Annotated in this window: 13 protein-coding genes and 1 pseudogene; 8 read left to right on the plus strand and 6 right to left on the minus strand. The window is 66.3% G+C overall.

Going from position 1 to position 15,660, the window contains the following annotated elements; genetic code table 11:
• Nucleotides 1-455: 455 nt before the first annotated feature.
• From AC3EDY_RS15660 to AC3EDY_RS15670, 3 genes are all read right to left on the minus strand, one after another.
• Complete coding sequence (locus AC3EDY_RS15660; RefSeq protein ID WP_488573428.1) at nt 456-1,517, minus strand: glycosyltransferase family 2 protein; 1,062 nt, start codon at nt 1,515-1,517, stop codon at nt 456-458.
• The gene (locus AC3EDY_RS15665) at nt 1,514-4,039 is read right to left on the minus strand and encodes a DegT/DnrJ/EryC1/StrS family aminotransferase (RefSeq protein WP_488573429.1); all 2,526 of its coding nucleotides are present in this window, start codon (nt 4,037-4,039) and stop codon (nt 1,514-1,516) included. The genes AC3EDY_RS15660 and AC3EDY_RS15665 overlap by 4 nt, the downstream gene beginning before the upstream one ends.
• A gap of 105 nt (nt 4,040-4,144) precedes the next feature.
• On the minus strand, nt 4,145-5,101 hold the full coding sequence (locus AC3EDY_RS15670; protein ID WP_488573430.1) for an NAD-dependent epimerase/dehydratase family protein: 957 nt from the start codon (nt 5,099-5,101) through the stop codon (nt 4,145-4,147).
• A gap of 94 nt (nt 5,102-5,195) precedes the next feature.
• Here AC3EDY_RS15670 and AC3EDY_RS15675 point away from each other — a divergent pair, with 94 nt between their 5' ends.
• Nucleotides 5,196-6,089, plus strand: coding sequence for a LysR family transcriptional regulator (locus AC3EDY_RS15675; protein WP_488573431.1), 894 nt, complete (start codon nt 5,196-5,198; stop codon nt 6,087-6,089).
• A 243-nt stretch (nt 6,090-6,332) separates the two neighbouring features.
• Here the strand turns inward: AC3EDY_RS15675 and AC3EDY_RS15680 are convergent, their stop codons facing one another.
• Complete coding sequence (locus AC3EDY_RS15680; RefSeq protein WP_488573432.1) at nt 6,333-6,500, minus strand: hypothetical protein; 168 nt, start codon at nt 6,498-6,500, stop codon at nt 6,333-6,335.
• A gap of 152 nt (nt 6,501-6,652) precedes the next feature.
• On the opposite strand from AC3EDY_RS15680, the gene AC3EDY_RS15685 reads away from it, so the two are divergent.
• From AC3EDY_RS15685 to AC3EDY_RS15695, 3 genes are all read left to right on the plus strand, one after another.
• Nucleotides 6,653-7,120: a thermonuclease family protein gene (locus AC3EDY_RS15685; RefSeq protein ID WP_488573433.1), complete on the plus strand. Its 468-nt coding sequence runs from the start codon at nt 6,653-6,655 to the stop codon at nt 7,118-7,120.
• Between the two features lie 116 nt (nt 7,121-7,236).
• On the plus strand, nt 7,237-9,015 hold the full coding sequence (locus AC3EDY_RS15690) for a bifunctional metallophosphatase/5'-nucleotidase (protein ID WP_488573440.1): 1,779 nt from the start codon (nt 7,237-7,239) through the stop codon (nt 9,013-9,015).
• Between the two features lie 68 nt (nt 9,016-9,083).
• Complete coding sequence (locus AC3EDY_RS15695; RefSeq protein WP_488573434.1) at nt 9,084-9,494, plus strand: DUF983 domain-containing protein; 411 nt, start codon at nt 9,084-9,086, stop codon at nt 9,492-9,494.
• Nucleotides 9,495-9,548: 54 nt separating this feature from the next.
• Here AC3EDY_RS15695 and AC3EDY_RS15700 read toward each other — a convergent pair whose 3' ends face one another.
• Nucleotides 9,549-10,232, minus strand: coding sequence for a glutathione S-transferase family protein (locus AC3EDY_RS15700; protein ID WP_488573435.1), 684 nt, complete (start codon nt 10,230-10,232; stop codon nt 9,549-9,551).
• 226 nt (nt 10,233-10,458) lie between these two features.
• Here AC3EDY_RS15700 and AC3EDY_RS15705 point away from each other — a divergent pair, with 226 nt between their 5' ends.
• From AC3EDY_RS15705 to AC3EDY_RS15720, 4 genes are all read left to right on the plus strand, one after another.
• The gene (locus AC3EDY_RS15705; protein ID WP_488573436.1) at nt 10,459-11,247 is read left to right on the plus strand and encodes a class I SAM-dependent methyltransferase; all 789 of its coding nucleotides are present in this window, start codon (nt 10,459-10,461) and stop codon (nt 11,245-11,247) included.
• A gap of 311 nt (nt 11,248-11,558) precedes the next feature.
• Nucleotides 11,559-13,874, plus strand: a complete 2,316-nt coding sequence (locus AC3EDY_RS15710) for a CDC48 family AAA ATPase (protein ID WP_488573437.1) — start codon at nt 11,559-11,561, stop codon at nt 13,872-13,874.
• Between the two features lie 221 nt (nt 13,875-14,095).
• Nucleotides 14,096-14,440 (plus strand): YciI family protein, encoded by a 345-nt coding sequence (locus AC3EDY_RS15715; RefSeq protein ID WP_488573438.1) that lies wholly within the window; start codon nt 14,096-14,098, stop codon nt 14,438-14,440.
• 3 nt (nt 14,441-14,443) lie between these two features.
• Entirely contained in the window at nt 14,444-15,586 is a 1,143-nt protein-coding gene (locus tag AC3EDY_RS15720) for an RNA polymerase sigma factor (RefSeq protein ID WP_488573439.1), read from the plus strand.
• Here AC3EDY_RS15720 and AC3EDY_RS15725 read toward each other — a convergent pair.
• Nucleotides 15,558-15,660 (minus strand): annotated as a pseudogene (locus tag AC3EDY_RS15725) (IS630 family transposase); the annotation flags it as partial. The gene AC3EDY_RS15720 and the pseudogene AC3EDY_RS15725 overlap by 29 nt on opposite strands.

Consider the following 15,660-nt stretch of genomic DNA (forward strand, 5'->3'; position numbering starts at 1 on the left):
TGGATACGAAGACATGCAAAACAACGGCTTGATTGTTCTGGCCGCCGGAGCCCAAAGACCCCCGGCACCAGGCGCCGTCGCCCGCATGTCCCTTCATCTCATCAACAATGTCAAAGAACCAGACCGCAAACAGCAAAAACAAAGACCGGCAAACAATCCCCAGCTCTCACCGGAAACCATGCCAACCCCAGCTATCCGACAGTCACAACGCAACCCGCACAGATGCACCCAACAAAGATGCAACCCGCATGCAGCCAGCCAAAACCAGCCGCACAACCGCGTCGGTGAAGCGCCATATATAAATCACTCCAACTACCGTCAACCGTCATTTTCCCAGACAAGTCCAGGCAGTTAAAACCCCCCGGTGCATAAGACTTTTGCACGCCAAGTTTCTGTTCTCGTGCCAGGGAAAAGGCCTTTGCTCTGCTTTCTGGCACCGCGCTCGCGCAAGAGAATCAGCCGCGACCGAGTCGGGCGGCGAAAGCGCGACCGGTGCCGATCAGCAGCGAGGTGGCCGAACGCAGGCGCGCGCACGGCTGACCCACCAGTCCGGACGGACAATGTGCCGCCACTTGCGATCGCGACAACGTGCCCGAGCGGACGCAGGCATCCGCCAAGCGCCACCATAGACGTCCATACTCCGCCTCGATCAAGGCCAGGTCCCGGGCAACGGGTTGGCGGGATGCCAGGAAACGATCGTGCACTTTCTCCACCAGCATTCCCACACGCGCCAGGTCGCCAGGACTGGAAACGGGCGCGCCGCCGGTAAAGTGGCGAAGTACCAGCCGTGCCGCGAGGGCCGCCTCGGCGCCGAACAGGGCGGCATAGGGTTCGGCCAGCACCTCTGCCGCACTTTGCTCCATGCGCGCCGTGTAGCGTTGCGAGGCGCCGCCGGGATGGATGCGATAGGTGGCAAGCGGCCGGTCGATCCGAGCGATCGCGCCGAAGGGGGCCAGGCGGTGATAGAGATCGAAATCTTCCGCATAGAGCCGCTCGACCCGCTCGAACACCGGGAGCCGGCGCGCGGCATCGGCGCGGAACATGACCGACGACCACACCAGCGGATTGCCCATTTGCAGGCGCCAGTCGATCAGCGCGGGCGACGTGCGCAAAGGCGCGCGCGGCGGCAGGATCGCCCCGGCCTGTAAAAAATCGACTGCCGATGCCACCAGCACGACATGCGGGTGAGCCTCAAGATAGGCGTGCTGCACGGCAAAGCGTGCGGGATGGCACAGGTCATCCTGATCGAGCCCGACGATGTAGCGCCCGCGTGCCGCCGCAAAGGCGGTATTGCGTGCGACCACCGGGCCGCCGTTGCGCTCCGCGGCGATCACCCGCATGCGCGGATCTTGGAACCGGCGCAGACGCGCCAACGTATCGTCGGTGGAACAGTCATCGACCACCACGAGTTCGAAATCGGCCAGAGTCTGCGCCAGAACGCTGACGATCGTCTGTTCGACCAGCGCGCCGCCATTGTAGGCGGCCATCACCACGCTGATCAGGGGCCGCTCGCTCATCCGCGCGCCTGCCGCGTCACCGGCACGCCGGCAAGGTCAGGCAGGACAGCATCGACGATCATCCGCCCCACATCGTTCTGCCACAGCCACAGGCCGTTGGCATTGCCGCGGAAACTCGGCTCCCCTCCAAGCGGGCCCCAAGGCACGAAACCGGCCGCCAGCCCGATGCCGTACACGCCCGCGACGACCCGCCCTGCCGCATCGCGCACCCGGCAATGGCCATCCACCAGCGGGCCTGGCGCCGGGCCTTCGGGCGCCAGGGCGATCGGCGTGCCGTCGGTTTCGAACAGGGGCAGCGCGCGGGGCCGATAACCTGTGGCGCCGATCACCACATCGGCCTCATCGAGCACTGCGCGGGCAGCCATGTCATCATGCTGATCAAGCCGGAACAGCGCCAGGCGCGGCTCTGGCACGCGCCCGCCCACGGCCAGCATGCGCAGCACGAGTTCGCGCGCTTCGAGCCGGAAGCCGGCGAGGCGATAGACGAAGCCGCTGACCGGGCAGATATCGGTGTCGACAAAATCGGTGAAACCTTCGGCGACGGCAGCCTCGCGCGAAGGATAGAACGGCCGCAGCGGGCGGCGGTGCACAAGCGTAATGGCCCCCGCGCCCAAAGGCAAAGCGGGATCGGACTTGAGCAGAAGCACCGCTGCGGCCAGGGCGCTGGTCGATCCGCCGACAATCGCGATCCGCGGGCCTGGCCTTTCGGCCAGCCGGCCGCGCACCGCCTCGAGCCCGCCCAGCCGCAGGAAATCGTCGGAGAAGACGAGCCGCTCTCCGGCGATGGCACCGAGTGTCGTACCAGCCAGTGGCGCCGACCTGACCGCGTCGGCGCATTGATAGCCACCGGTGGCCAGCACGAGGTTGCGCGCCACCAGATCACGCGTGGCACCGCCCACGGCACGCACCGTGGTGCGCCAGCGCCCGTCGCTTTCACGCCGGGCGGCCAGGGCGACATGTTCGGTCAGCACGGCGGCACCGTGCGCCTCGATCACATCGCCCAGACGATCCCCGGTCACGGCCAGGAGATCGCCGGCCTCTACCAGCGGGGCACCCAAGGCGCCGATGTGCCGCGCCATGCCGATGCCCGCAGGATGATCGACCAGAGCCGCCAGTTCGGGATGGACGTTGTCTTTCACCGCGCTGAGAAACGTTTCGGCAGTGCTGTCCGAGCGGATGGCATAGCGCCCCAGCTCCCCCCGGCCGAGCGCGTTGCCCTGTTCGACCACCGCAAGGCCGCCGGCGAGCGCGGCGAGCTTGTCCTGCTTGCTGGCGGCGGTGAGCATGGCGGTTCCCGCAGGGCCGCCGCCGATCAGCACGGTTTCGTAGTCGGTATCGGAGGATGCCGGCCCGTTGCCGTGTGCCTGGCCACCGGCCAACCGGCCAACCACGGCGGCAAGCTCGTCGACCACGGCCTCGACATCGGCAAGCGTCATGGCATCGGTGATCGGCAAAGAAAGAATTCGCGCGCCGATATCGTCGCTGACCGGCACGGGTTCGATCATGGCATGGGCGCGGAACCATGGCTGCTGGCCCAGATGCGGGCTGAAGTAATGGCCGCTGCCGACGCCCCGTTCGGCAAGTGCCGCCATGAGCGCAGGCCGTTGCATGGCAAGCTCCGGCGGCAGCAGCAACGACCAGAACTGGAACGCCTGCCGCCCCTGGGTCATGGGCGCCTGTGCGGCAAAACCCGGTCCCAGCCGGGGAAGCGCAGCACGATAAGCGTCTGCCAGGGCGGCGCGATGTTCGCACAGGCGATCGAATTCGGCCAGCTTGGCACTGGCCAGAAGGCCGCTCACTTCGGGCAGCTTGGCATTGATGCCCGGCATTTCCGCAGCGCGCGCGTCGCCAAAGCCAAAATTGGCCATCTGCCGCAGGGCGCGGATCAGATCCCTGTCGCCGCTATGCACCAGGCCCCCTTCGCCGGTGGCGAAGGTCTTGGTGGCATGCATCGAAAAGACGACGGCAAAAGGCGCCCCGCTGCCGAAATTGAGGCCCTGCGCATCGCATGTGCCCAGCGATGCCGCCGCATCGATCACCACGGCCACGCCATGGCGCCGCGCCAGCCAGGCATAACGATCAAGATCCAGGCTGCGGCCGAAAGCGGCATAAGGAACGATCGCGGCCACGCGGTCCCCATGGCGCGCCAGCAATTGTTCTTCGATGGCCGGGTCCGATGCCCAGGTCTGCGGATCGACATCGTGGATCAGCGGTACGAGCCCGGCCCATTCGGCCGCCTGGGCAGTGGCGGCAAACGTGAAGGCAGGCACCAGTGCCAGAGCACCGGGACGCCGGCGTGGTGCCGCGACACGTCGCAGCGCGATGATCAGGCCCAGCGTGGCATTCGCTACCGCAAGGCAATCCCCTTGCCCGCCGAACAGCCGTTCATTGGCCTCCGCCTCGAACGCGCGCACTTGCGGACCGCCATTGCTGTAGATCCGGCGCGCCTCGATCGCTTCAAGCGCCGGGACCATCGTGCTGAGGCGGGGAGGCATCGGCGCAATCAGGGGAAGCTGCGGCATGAGGACGTAAAATCCTGTCAGAAGAAGGCCTTTGGTCTCTCTGCCAAATTAGCCCTAACAGGACGTTAGCATTATGTGGCTGCGCCGACCAAGGGCGATGCGCGCTCAATGCGCGTCAGGCATGCAGCCGAGGCTGATGAGCGTCTCGCGCACGGCCCGGTCCCATGGCGTATGTGGTTCCCGCCCCAGTTCGGCGACCAGCGCGCGGTTGCACAGGCGCAGTGGCTGCTGCCAGAGGTAGCGCATTTCCATCAATTCGGCCGGCGTGACGGAAAACGGGGCGGCGAACCTGAGCAGCCACCATGATAACGGGCGCACCGGCACGGCCGGATCGCCCAGGATCCGGGCAATGGTGCCCACCATCGTCCGGCCATCCGCGTCCCAATGGCCGCCCATGTGGAAACGCGCAAGATCGGGAAGCCCGGGCCGATCGAGCAGACCTGCCATGGTTGCGGCGACATCGGGCAGATAGGCCCATTGGTGCCCCACGCCCGGCCGCCCCGGCTGACGCACCACGCGGGGCCGCCTGCCTGCCGTGACAAGGCCCTGCCCGAACCAGTTGTTGGCGCCGCCCGGCCCGAAGTAGTCACCGGCCCGCACGATCAGCACCCGCGCCGCGCCCTCTGCAGCGGCGGCTTCCAGGCGCCGCTCCATCTCCACCCGGATCGCGCCCTTGCGGGTCAGCGGCTGCTGGGGCGCCTGTTCGTCGACCAGCGGAAAGGTTCCGGGCCCGAAGTTGTAGACCGATCCGGGCAAGACGATGCGCGCCCGCCCCTTCCGCGCCGCGGCAATGGTATTGTCCAGCATCGGCAGGACCACGCGATCCCAGTCACGATAGCCGGGCGGGTTGACCGCATGGACGATCACCTCGACGTCATGCGCAGCTTGGGCAACCGCCCCGGCATCCAGCGCGTCGCCGATCGCGGCCGTGCATCCCGCCGGAAGATTGGCGGCAGGCTTGCGCACCAGCGCCGTTACGCGCCAGCCGTCGGCCAGCAGGCGGCGGGTGACAGCGTTGCCGATGCCGCCGGTTGCGCCGAGAACGAGAGCAGATCGAGTCATCACAGATCCTTTTGCTTGAATGTCGGAACCTTGATGACGGCCTGCCCAATAATCGAAAATTGATTATCTGCGTGGATCAGTTATACGAATTTAAATGAACACGGAGCCGAGTTGGGATCTTTATCGCAGTTTCGCTGCCGTCATGCGTGAAGGCTCTCTTTCGGCAGCCGCACGCGCTCTGGGCATGACGCAGCCCAGTATCGCGCGCCATATCGAAGCGTTGGAGCAAGTGTTGGGTGGCGCGCTTTTCGTGCGATCACCCCGCGGCCTTTCGCCTACCGCGCGCGGGGTTGCCATCAAGCCTCATGCCGATACGCTTGTCGCGGCGGCCGCGGCGCTGCGCCGCGCGGGCACGGGGGGGCCTGACGCGGTCGAAGGCATCGTGCGGGTCAGTGCCAGCCAGGCAGTGGGCGTGATGCACCTGCCGCCCATCCTCACCCGGCTGCGGCGCGATCATCCGCGATTGACGATCGAGCTCGTCCTGAGCGACGCCGTCGACGACCTGCTGCAACGCCAGGCCGATGTCGCCGTTCGCATGGTCGCCCCGGCGCAGCAGGCGTTGCTGGCCCGGCGTCTGGGCACTCTCCGCCTGGGCTTCCATGCCCACGAAAGCTATCTGGAACGACGTGGAACGCCCGCCAGCCTGGCCGACTTGCCGGGGCACGACCTGATCGGATTTGACACGGAAACCGATTTTACCCGGGCTGCGCTTAAGCATCTGCCGGGCATTCACCCCGGCATGTTCGCCTTGCGCGCAGACAGCCACGCCGCCCAGTTCGCCGCGATTCGTGCCGGGCTTGGCATCGGCATCTGCCAGACGGCCGTGGCCCGGACAGCGCCCGACGTGTGCCGCATCCTGCCCGACGCGCTGGACATGGCCCTGCCGTTGTGGATCGTGATGCACGAAGACCTTCGGCATGACGCACGCTGCCGCGCGGTGTTCGATGCGCTTGTGGACGGGCTTGGCCGGATCGTTTCGGCGCCATGACAAGTCAGATCGCAGGGCATGCGCTTCATGGGCGCAGGACGGAAGCTTTGTAATCGACCTTAGCATTTTTACGGATTGCCGGGGATTTCAGCCCAAGGGACAACCGCTGTGCTCCGCGCGTTCCCCAGCGCACCCCATTGCCCGTCGCCGGCGGGCGCGCGGAGTACGCTTTCGGCCAGACCGACGGATATGCATCGGCTCGGCCTGTCATTTCCGGGCGGTTCCCTATCTATATCGATCAAGTCAGAGCGCCGGACTGGCCTGCATGAAAGCTGCGGAACCGGTGGGCGCCGGCTGGGCGTCATCATCGGGTGCGGGGACCAGTTGCCAGGCGAGGAACAGCACGCCGGCCGCCCACCACAGCGCTTTCCAGCGGCTGGCAAAAATCGTCGTGAGTCGCGGACCGAACATGCAACGGTTATGACCGGACAGGGTTAACGCCGGCCTTGCATCGGCGCATCGCCTGGCGCGCCAGGATAAACCCTGCGGACAAACACTAGGTTACTGTTTTATAAGTGTTTGCAGCGATCGTCGCAGCGTCGCCGTGAGTCCATGGTGCGGCCATGAAACACGCTGTCCCGCTCGTCGCAACGCTGCTTCTCGCCACCACCCTGGCACCGGATGCGGCATCCACGTCCTTTGTCATGCCACCCTCGTCTGCGATGCCGCCGGCCGACGGGGAAAGCGCGCGCTTTGCACTTTGCAGGCACGGCCGACGCATCACCTGCGTCGTCGACGGGGATACGTTCTGGTATCGCGGCGTAAAAATCCGCATGGCCGACATCAACGCCCCGGAAGTGAGCCATCCCGGTTGCGAAGGCGAAGCGCGCCTGGGGGCAGAGGCAGCGGCGCGGCTGACCCAGCTGCTCAACGCCGGCCAGTTTTCGCTTGTCACGCAGGGCCGCACCGCCGATCGCTATGGCCGCGCGCTGCGGGTGGTCGTGCGGCAGGGGCAGAGCCTGGGTGCCTTGCTGGAAGCCGAAGGACTGGCCGAACACTGGCAGGGGCACCGCCGCGATTGGTGCGGATGAAGCCGGCGCCTTGGCGTTGTAACGCCGACCGGTTATGGGCATGCCCCTGCACCTGATGAAAGCCGAGCCCCTTGATCAAGCGCTTTTTCGCATCGTTTCCGCGTGTTGCAGTTCGCATCGCGATCGCAACGCCCGTTGTCGCTCTTGCGGCCTGCACCGGCCAGCCACCGCACCTGGCGCAGGGGCCTGGCGCCGCCCCCGGTTCCGCGGCGGCACCGCATCTGGTCACGGTGGGAATCGCCGCGATCAACGATTTTCACGGCCAGCTTGAGCCGCCACGGCAATCGGTGCTGGTGCCCGATGGCCATGGCGGCACTGCCCAGGTGCCCGCCGGCGGCGCGGCCTGGCTGGCTTCGGCCGTCGACGCGGTGCGCGCGCGCTATCCCAATCATATGACCGTTTCGGCCGGCGACATGATCAGCGCGAGCCAATTGTCCTCGTCGCTGTATCTCGATGAGCCGACGATCGGGGTCATGAACCGGATCGGCGTGGATTTCAACGCGGTGGGCAATCACGAATTCGATCGTGGCCGCGACGAGTTGCTGCGCATGCAGAACGGCGGATGCCAGCAGTTCACCGCGCGCAAGCCTTGCCAGCTCGAACCTTTCACGGGCGCGACGTTCCGCTATCTCGCCGCCAGCACGGTGGAGGCCGGCGACAGCGGGAGAAGCGGTCGCACGCTGTTTCCGGCAACGGGCCTCAAAACCTTTGGCACCGGGGCAGACAAAGTGACGATCGGCGTCGTCGGGCTGACCACGCGGACAACCCCCACGCTGGTCAATCCTGCCGGGATCGCCGGCCTGACTTTTGCTGACGAAGCCGCCACGATCAACGCCGCCATCCCCGTTCTCAAAGCGCAGGGTGCCGATGCCATCGTCGTGCTGATCCATGAAGGCGGCAAGCAGCAGGCCGCGCCCGATCCGCAGGCCTGCAATGCCATGTCGGGTGTCATTCTCGATATTGTCAAGCGGCTCGACCCCGGGGTCGATCTCATTGTTTCGGGGCATACCCACGCCGCCTACATCTGCCGGCTGCCGGTGCCCGGCGCCGACCGCCCGCTGCTGCTGACAAGCGCGGGCCTTTATGGCGAAATGGTCACCGACATCGCGCTGCAGATCGATCCCGCCGCGCACAAGGTCGTTTCGGCCGAGGCTCGCAACGTCATCGTGCAATCAGATCCCTATCAATCGGCAACCCGCTTCGTTCCGCATGACGATCGCTTTCCGGTCTTTCCGCCGCGACCCGACATTGCCGCCTATATCCAGCGTTACATCGACGCGGCCAGGATCTTTGCGGCCAAGCCGGTGGGCCGGCTTTCCGGCCCGGCCCAACCGGGCAAGAACCCGGCCCTTCCGGTGGGCGGTACGCTGGGCAACCTGATTGCCGATTCGCAACTGGCCGCCACGCGCGACGCCGGGGCGCAACTGGCCCTGATGAACCCGTTCGGCATCCGCACGAGCCTGGTGCCCGCAGCCGATGGCACGGTCACTTTCGACGACATTTTCCGGGTACAGCCGTTCAGCAACGTGCTGATCACCGAGACGTTGACCGGTGCCCAGCTCAAGGCGGTGCTGGAGCAGGGATTTGACGACGTCGGCGGGCGCCAGGCACTGGCGCCATCGGCCAATGTCCGCGTCACCGTCGATCTCGCCCGGCCAGTGGGCGACCGGGTGACACAGCTGCTGATCGATGGCCGGCCGGTGCAACCCACGGCCACCTACCGGGTGACGGTCAACAATTTTCTGGCGCAAGGCGGAGACACGTTCACCGAGCTTGCCAACAAGCCAGATGCCGTGATCGGCATGACCGATCTCGATGCTTTCAAGGCTTGGCTCGGTGCCGTGCCGGTGCGCCAGGTTCCGGTCGAGGACCGTGTCGACGTGGTCGTGCACTGATCGCTCGCACGGCAAGGTTGCCGCGCCTTCGCCACGCTCCTACCGTCCGGGTGAGGGAGGACGTATCGATGGTGCTGCTCGACAATCCGAGATTTCGCTGGATCGCGCACTGCGGGTGGAAAGGGCTTTGCCCCCGCTGCGGCAAAGCCAGCATGTTTGCCGGCTGGCTCAAGCTGGCGCGCAAGTGCCCCGCCTGCGATCTGGATTTCGGCTTTGCCCGCGCAGACGATGGCCCGGCGTTTTTCGCGTTGTGCCTGACGGCCTTCCCGTTGACGTTCTTCGCGGTTTGGCTCGAAGTGGCCTACAGCCCGCCCTGGTGGGTGCACCTGATCACGTCGGTGCCCATCCTGGCCATCGGTTGCCTGGGTTCGTTACGCCCGTTCAAGGGATGGCTGGTCGCCTCGCAATACGTGAACAAGGCTACCGAGGCGGGTACCGAAGGTCTTTGGGCGCGCATGGAAGAGCGTGACGAGCCCTGAACCAGGCCGCGGCCGGCCGAGACGATCAGCCCAGGCGGCCGGACCGGGCCACGGTCACGCCTGGCGATAATCGGCCACAATGGTGCCGGCCGCGGCCAGTTCGGCTTCGTGGGCTTCCTCGCGCCAGGTTTCGGCCAAGGCCTGGCGTTCCCATTCCACCATGGCCGGTTGCGCCAGGATATGATCGACCCACGCGTGCCCACGCCCGACATCGAGCCCGTAAGTGCGGATGCGAAAGGCCACGGGGGCATAGAATGCGTCAGCCAGGCTGAAGGCCGGCCCGGCCAGCCACGGCCCGCCGAAGCGGTCCAGCCCGTTCTCGAACAATTCGCGCAGGCGCGCGACATTGCGCGCCAGGGCCGGCCGCATCGGCCCGAGCCGCACGCGCACGCCCACGTTCATCGTGCAATCGTTGCGCAGCGCGGCGAATCCCCCATGCAATTCGCATACCACGCTTTGCGCAAAGGCGCGCGCCGCCGGCTCTGCGGGCCACAGGCCCGGATGCCGATCGGCCAGATAAAGCGCGATGCCCAGCGAATCCCAGATGGTGGTATCCCCGTCGATGAGCACCGGAACCTGCCCCGTAGGTGAAAACGCGCGGAACGCATCGTAATTGTCTGCCTGAGCAAAAGGTTCGACCCGGTCGGTAAACGCCAGCCCCAGCATCTTCATCACCAGCCAGGGCCGCAGCGACCAGCTCGAATAATTGCGGTTTGCGGTAATCAGCGTGTACGTCATGGTCGGGCGGCCTTTCATGGCATCTGTTCCGCGCGTGCCACGGGCTGGGCACGACAGAACCCCGGTGCCATATCGCCGGCGCGGTTGAAAGCGGTCTTCGCCCCGTTGCCCTGGGCACCGCACGTGGCGGGGAAGCGCCGTATGCGCTTGCCTACTTTCGAGGTTTTGGCATGATCGAGCGCGGGGCGGCCGCATGGGGGCTGCCGTCAGCCTTGGAGTGAAACGGATGCAAAGCCGCCTTGTTCTCCCCCTTTTCGCGCTGGTCTTCGCCTGTTCCGGGCTGGCTGCTTCTGCCGCTGCGCGCGGCATGCCCCAGGCCGCGCCCGCCTCGCGGCCCGATGCCATAGCCCGCGCGCTTGCCGATCCCGCACGGAGCGACGCCAATCGCGCGCTGGACGAAAGCCGCAAGCCTGGAGAAATCCTGAACTTCGCCGGCTTCAAGCCCGGCCAGATCGTTGCCGATTGGGGCGCTGGCGGAGGATACTATTCCGAGCTGATCGCAGACGTGGTTGGCCCCAAGGGCCGCGTCTACGCCCTGGCCAATCCGGCCTATCTCAAGGCGGGCACGCTTGATGTCGTGGCCAAAGCCCATCCCAACGTGCTGATGCTGGCGGTACCGCCGGCTGCGATGACGCTGGCCCCGGCGAGCCTCGACGTCATTTTCGCGCATCTCGAATTCCACGATCTTTATCTGCCGGCGGCGCGCGGCGGCACGGCTCCGGCACGCCCGATCGCTGCCACGCTGGCCAACTGGTATGCCGCGCTGCGGCCCGGCGGCACCGTGGTGATCGTCGATCATGTCGGCCTGGCAGGGCCGCCGGCCGTCGTGGCCGATACGCTGCACCGGATCGATCCTGCCCAGGTGAAAGCCGACATGCTGGCCGCCGGCTTCGTTCCGGATGGTGAAAGCACTGTTTTGCAGCGCAATGAAGATGATCATACTCTCCGCGTGTTCGACCCTTCCTTGCGCGGAAAGACCGACCGTTTTGCGCTGCGGTTTCGCCGGCCCACCTGACCAGGCAAAGTTGGTTGCAATAAATGCAACCGGAATTTCTTCTTTCGCACTTGCACAAAATATCGCGCTTCGGCATATCGAAACTGCCTTTCAGGCATCCTCTCCCAAAACTTCCCAGGCCCGGCCGGCAACGGCTGGGTCTTTTTTTATCGCCCTGCCGGGCCGGAATGCCCGCAGCGGGCGGTGGCTTGCTCGCCACATAACCAAAGCCTTTATCCAGCGTTTGAAAACCGTGGCATGCCATCCTAGCTAGAGTGAAATCGGGGCCTTCCGCTCCCGATCCAGACAGACCTCCAAGGTGAAATAGGATAATGGCAGAGGCAGCAGCACTGGGCGATCATCGCATCGCCCGCCTTCAGGTCGCCGGCGCCAGACAAGAAGAATCGGGGCATGGCATCGCGCGCATCAGTCGCGCGGTGATGGGCCGGCTTGGCGTGACCGAAGGCGATGTCATCGAAATCATCGGCAAGCGCAACACGGCCGCCCGGGTGATGCTGCCTTATCCTGAAGACGAAGGGCTGGAACTGATCCGGCTCGACGGGCTTCAGCGCGCCAATGCCGATGTCGGTTCGGGCGATCATGTCGATGTGCGGCGGATCGAGTCCCGCCCGGCGCAGCGCGTGGTCTTTGCCCCTGCCCAGCGCGATCTGCGCCTGCAAGGCCCGGCGGCGGCGCTCAAGCGCAACTTCGCCGGCCGGCCGCTGCTCACCGGCGACCTGGTCGCCACGGCCGGCCAGCAGCAGGTGAACCGGGGGGACATGCCGCTCCAGCTGCGCCAGATGCTCAATGCGCCGGCCTTCGCGCTCACGCAGATCCGTCTCACGGTGGTTTCCACCTCGCCCAAAGGCGTGGTGCACATCGACGAAACCACCGAGGTGGAATTACGCGCCGAGTATGAGGAACCGCGCAGCAGCCGTGCCGATGTCAATTACGATGACGTGGGCGGCATGGGCGATACCATCCGCCAGTTGCGCGAGATGGTGGAACTGCCCCTGCGCTATCCCGAACTGTTCACGCGGCTGGGCGTCGATCCGCCCAAGGGCGTACTGCTGCATGGCCCGCCGGGCACGGGCAAGACCCGTCTGGCCCGTGCGGTTGCCAACGAAAGCGATGCCAGCTTTTTCACGATCAACGGCCCTGAGATCATGGGCTCGGCCTATGGCGAGAGCGAAAAGCGCCTGCGCGAAGTGTTCGAGGAAGCCACGCAGAACGCCCCTTCGATCATTTTCATCGACGAGATCGATTCGATCGCGCCAAAGCGCAGCCAGGTGACGGGCGAGGCGGAAAAGCGCCTTGTCGCCCAGTTGCTGACCTTGATGGACGGTTTGCACAACCGCTCCAATCTCGTTGTCATCGCCGCTACCAACCGGCCAGACGCCCTTGACGAGGCGCTGCGTCGTCCCGGCCGGTTCGATCGCGAAATCGTGGTCGGCGTGCCCGACGAGCCCGGCCGGCGCGAGATTCTGGGCATCCACACTCGTGGCATGCCCCTTGGCGAGGATGTCGATCTCAAGGAACTGGCGCGCACCACGCACGGTTTCGTCGGCGCCGATCTTGCGGCGCTGGCGCGCGAGGCCGCGATCGAGGCGGTGCGCCGCATCATGCCGCGGCTGGATTTCGAACGACAGACCATTCCGCCCGAAGTGCTCGACAGCCTCAGCGTGGTGCGCGACGATTTCCTGGAAGCGCTCAAGCGCGTGCAGCCGTCGGCCATGCGCGAAGTGATGGTTCAGGCCCCCACGATCGGCTGGGCCGACGTCGGCGGGCTCGACGAGGCGCAGGCACGCCTGCGGGAGGGGGTCGAACTGCCGCTCAAGACGCCCGAGGCGTTCCATCGCCTGGGTATCCGGCCCGCCAAGGGCTTTCTGCTCTATGGCCCGCCAGGCACCGGCAAGACCTTGCTGGCCAAGGCCGTGGCGAAAGAGGCCGAAGCCAATTTCATCGCGATCAAGTCGTCGGACCTGCTCAGCAAATGGTATGGCGAAAGCGAGCAGCAGATCGCCCGCCTGTTTGCCCGCGCCCGCCAGGTTGCCCCTTGCGTGATCTTTATCGACGAGATCGACAGCCTCGTGCCTGCGCGTGGCGCCGGCGTGGGCGAGCCCCAGGTGACGGCGCGGGTAGTCAACACCATCCTTGCCGAAATGGATGGGCTGGAAGAACTGCAGTCGGTGGTGCTGATCGGTGCCACCAACCGCCCCAACCTCGTGGATCCGGCGCTGCTGCGGCCGGGCCGCTTTGACGAACTCGTTTACGTGGGCACGCCCAGCCTCGAAGGCCGGTTGCACATTCTCAACATTCACACCGGCGCGATGCCGCTGGCGCCCGATGTCGATCTGATGGACGTGGCCCGCCAGACCGAGCGCTTCACCGGCGCCGATCTGGAAGACGTGGTCCGCCGCGCCGGTCTTAACGCCATCCGCCGTGCGGGCGGCAACGTACAGTCGGTAAACCGGGCAGATTTCATCGACGCCCTGGCCGATTCCCGCGCGACCATGACCGAGGAGATGGAAGCGGAATACGCGCGGATGAAAGGCGAGCTGAAAAGGCGCGCCGTCGAACCGGGTCCGGTCATCGGCTTTCTGGCCCCGGGCATGGTCCAACCCACGCGCGAGAGCAAGCACGGCTGAGGCAGGCTTGCATCGGTTAGCGTCTTCTCGACCTGTTTGTTCGTGCTCTTGCCGAACCGGTCAGCAGAGGCGGCATGGCGCGCAGATCCTCGCCATCTCCCGGGGAGCCTGCGCCGGAGACACCGCGGGCGTTTTCCGGGGCGCCTGTCCCAATGCGGTCGTCCCGCACGTCATACCTGCAGGCGGGCCACCGGGCCTTGCCGCAAATGGAGGACAAACCGATGCAATACATGATCATGAATTATGTGTCGCCTGCCGCCGTAAGTGCCGACGGCGCGCCGCAGCACGCCGACATGGCGCTATGGGAAGCCTATACCACGGCCTTGATCGACGCTGGAATCATGCGTGGGGGCAACGCGCTGCACGTCGGCGCGACAGCGACCACGGTCCGTGTGCGCGACGGACAGCGGGACCTTCACGACGGCCCATATGCCGACAGCAAGGAAGAGCTTGGCGGCTATTTCATCATCGAAGTCGACACCCTTGACGACGCGCTGCTGTGGGCCGCGCGCAATCCCGCAGCGAGCTCCGGCGCGGTCGAAGTCAGGCCGATCCTCTCGCACTGACCCATGCCGGATCAGCCATCTCCCGGCGCGGTCGAGGCAGCAGCGCGGCTGGCCTATGGCCGGCTGGTCGCGCTGTTGACGGCGCGCTCCGGCGATCTTGCCGGCGCCGAGGACGCACTGGGGGACGCTCTTCTCGCCGCGCTCGAGCGCTGGCCCGGGCAGGGCGTTCCCGCCAATCCGCAGGCCTGGTTGCTTACGGTTGCACGGCGCAGGCTGATCGACCGCGCCCGCCGCGCCGTGCGGGCCGATGCGGCCCAGGCCGAGATCGAGCGCATGCACGAGGAGGCGGAGCTTGCAATGAACGAAGCCCGTCCGTTTCCCGACCGCCGATTGGGGCTGATGCTCGCCTGCGCGCACCCGGCAGTCGATCCGGCCGCGCGCACGCCGTTGATGCTGCAGGCGATCCTCGGGCTGTCGGCCGAGCGGATGGCGCCGGTGTTCCTCACCTCGCCCGCCGCCATGACCAAGCGTCTCGTGCGCGCCAAGACCAAGATCGCCGCCTCGGGCATCGGTTTTGCCGAACCCGAGGCAGAGGAGCTCGCCGAGCGCCTCGATCCAGTGCTCGACGCACTCTACGCCGCCTTCACGGTCGGACGCGATGATCGAGGACGCGGCGGGCTTGCGGAAGAGGCGCTGTGGCTTGCCCGCCTGCTTGCCGAGCTTGCCCCGAGGGCGCCCGAGGCGTCGGGGCTGCTGGCGCTGATGCTGTTCGTCACGGCCCGCGTTCCCGCCACGCGCGAAGGCGTCTTCATACCGCTGAGCCGCCAGGACCCGGCGGCCTGGAACGCCGCCATGATGGAGGAAGCCGAGACCCTGCTTCGCCGCGCCGTGGGTTTCAAGCGCCCTGGCCGCTTTCAGATCGAGGCCGCCATCCAGGCCGTCCACGCCGAGCGCCGCCGCACCGGACGGACCGATTGGGCGGCGATACTGCGCCTTTACGAAGGGCTTGTCGGCCTATCCCCGACTGTCGGCGCGCAGGTCGCCTGGGCCGCGGCGCTTGCGCAGTCGGGCGCGCCGGACGCCGCACTCGCGAGGCTCGGCACGGTCGATCCTGCATTGGCGGCAACGCACCAGCCCTTCTGGGCGACACGCGCCTTCGCCCTAGAGCAGATTCCGATCACTCTGGCTCATAACCTGCTGCGATAAAGTAATTTGTGCATTCGTGGGGTGTGAAGCGTGGCAGCGCATCGCGAATGGCATCCCAGAGTTCGGGGACAGTC

The organism is Novosphingobium sp. DS6-6 (assembly GCF_057784975.1).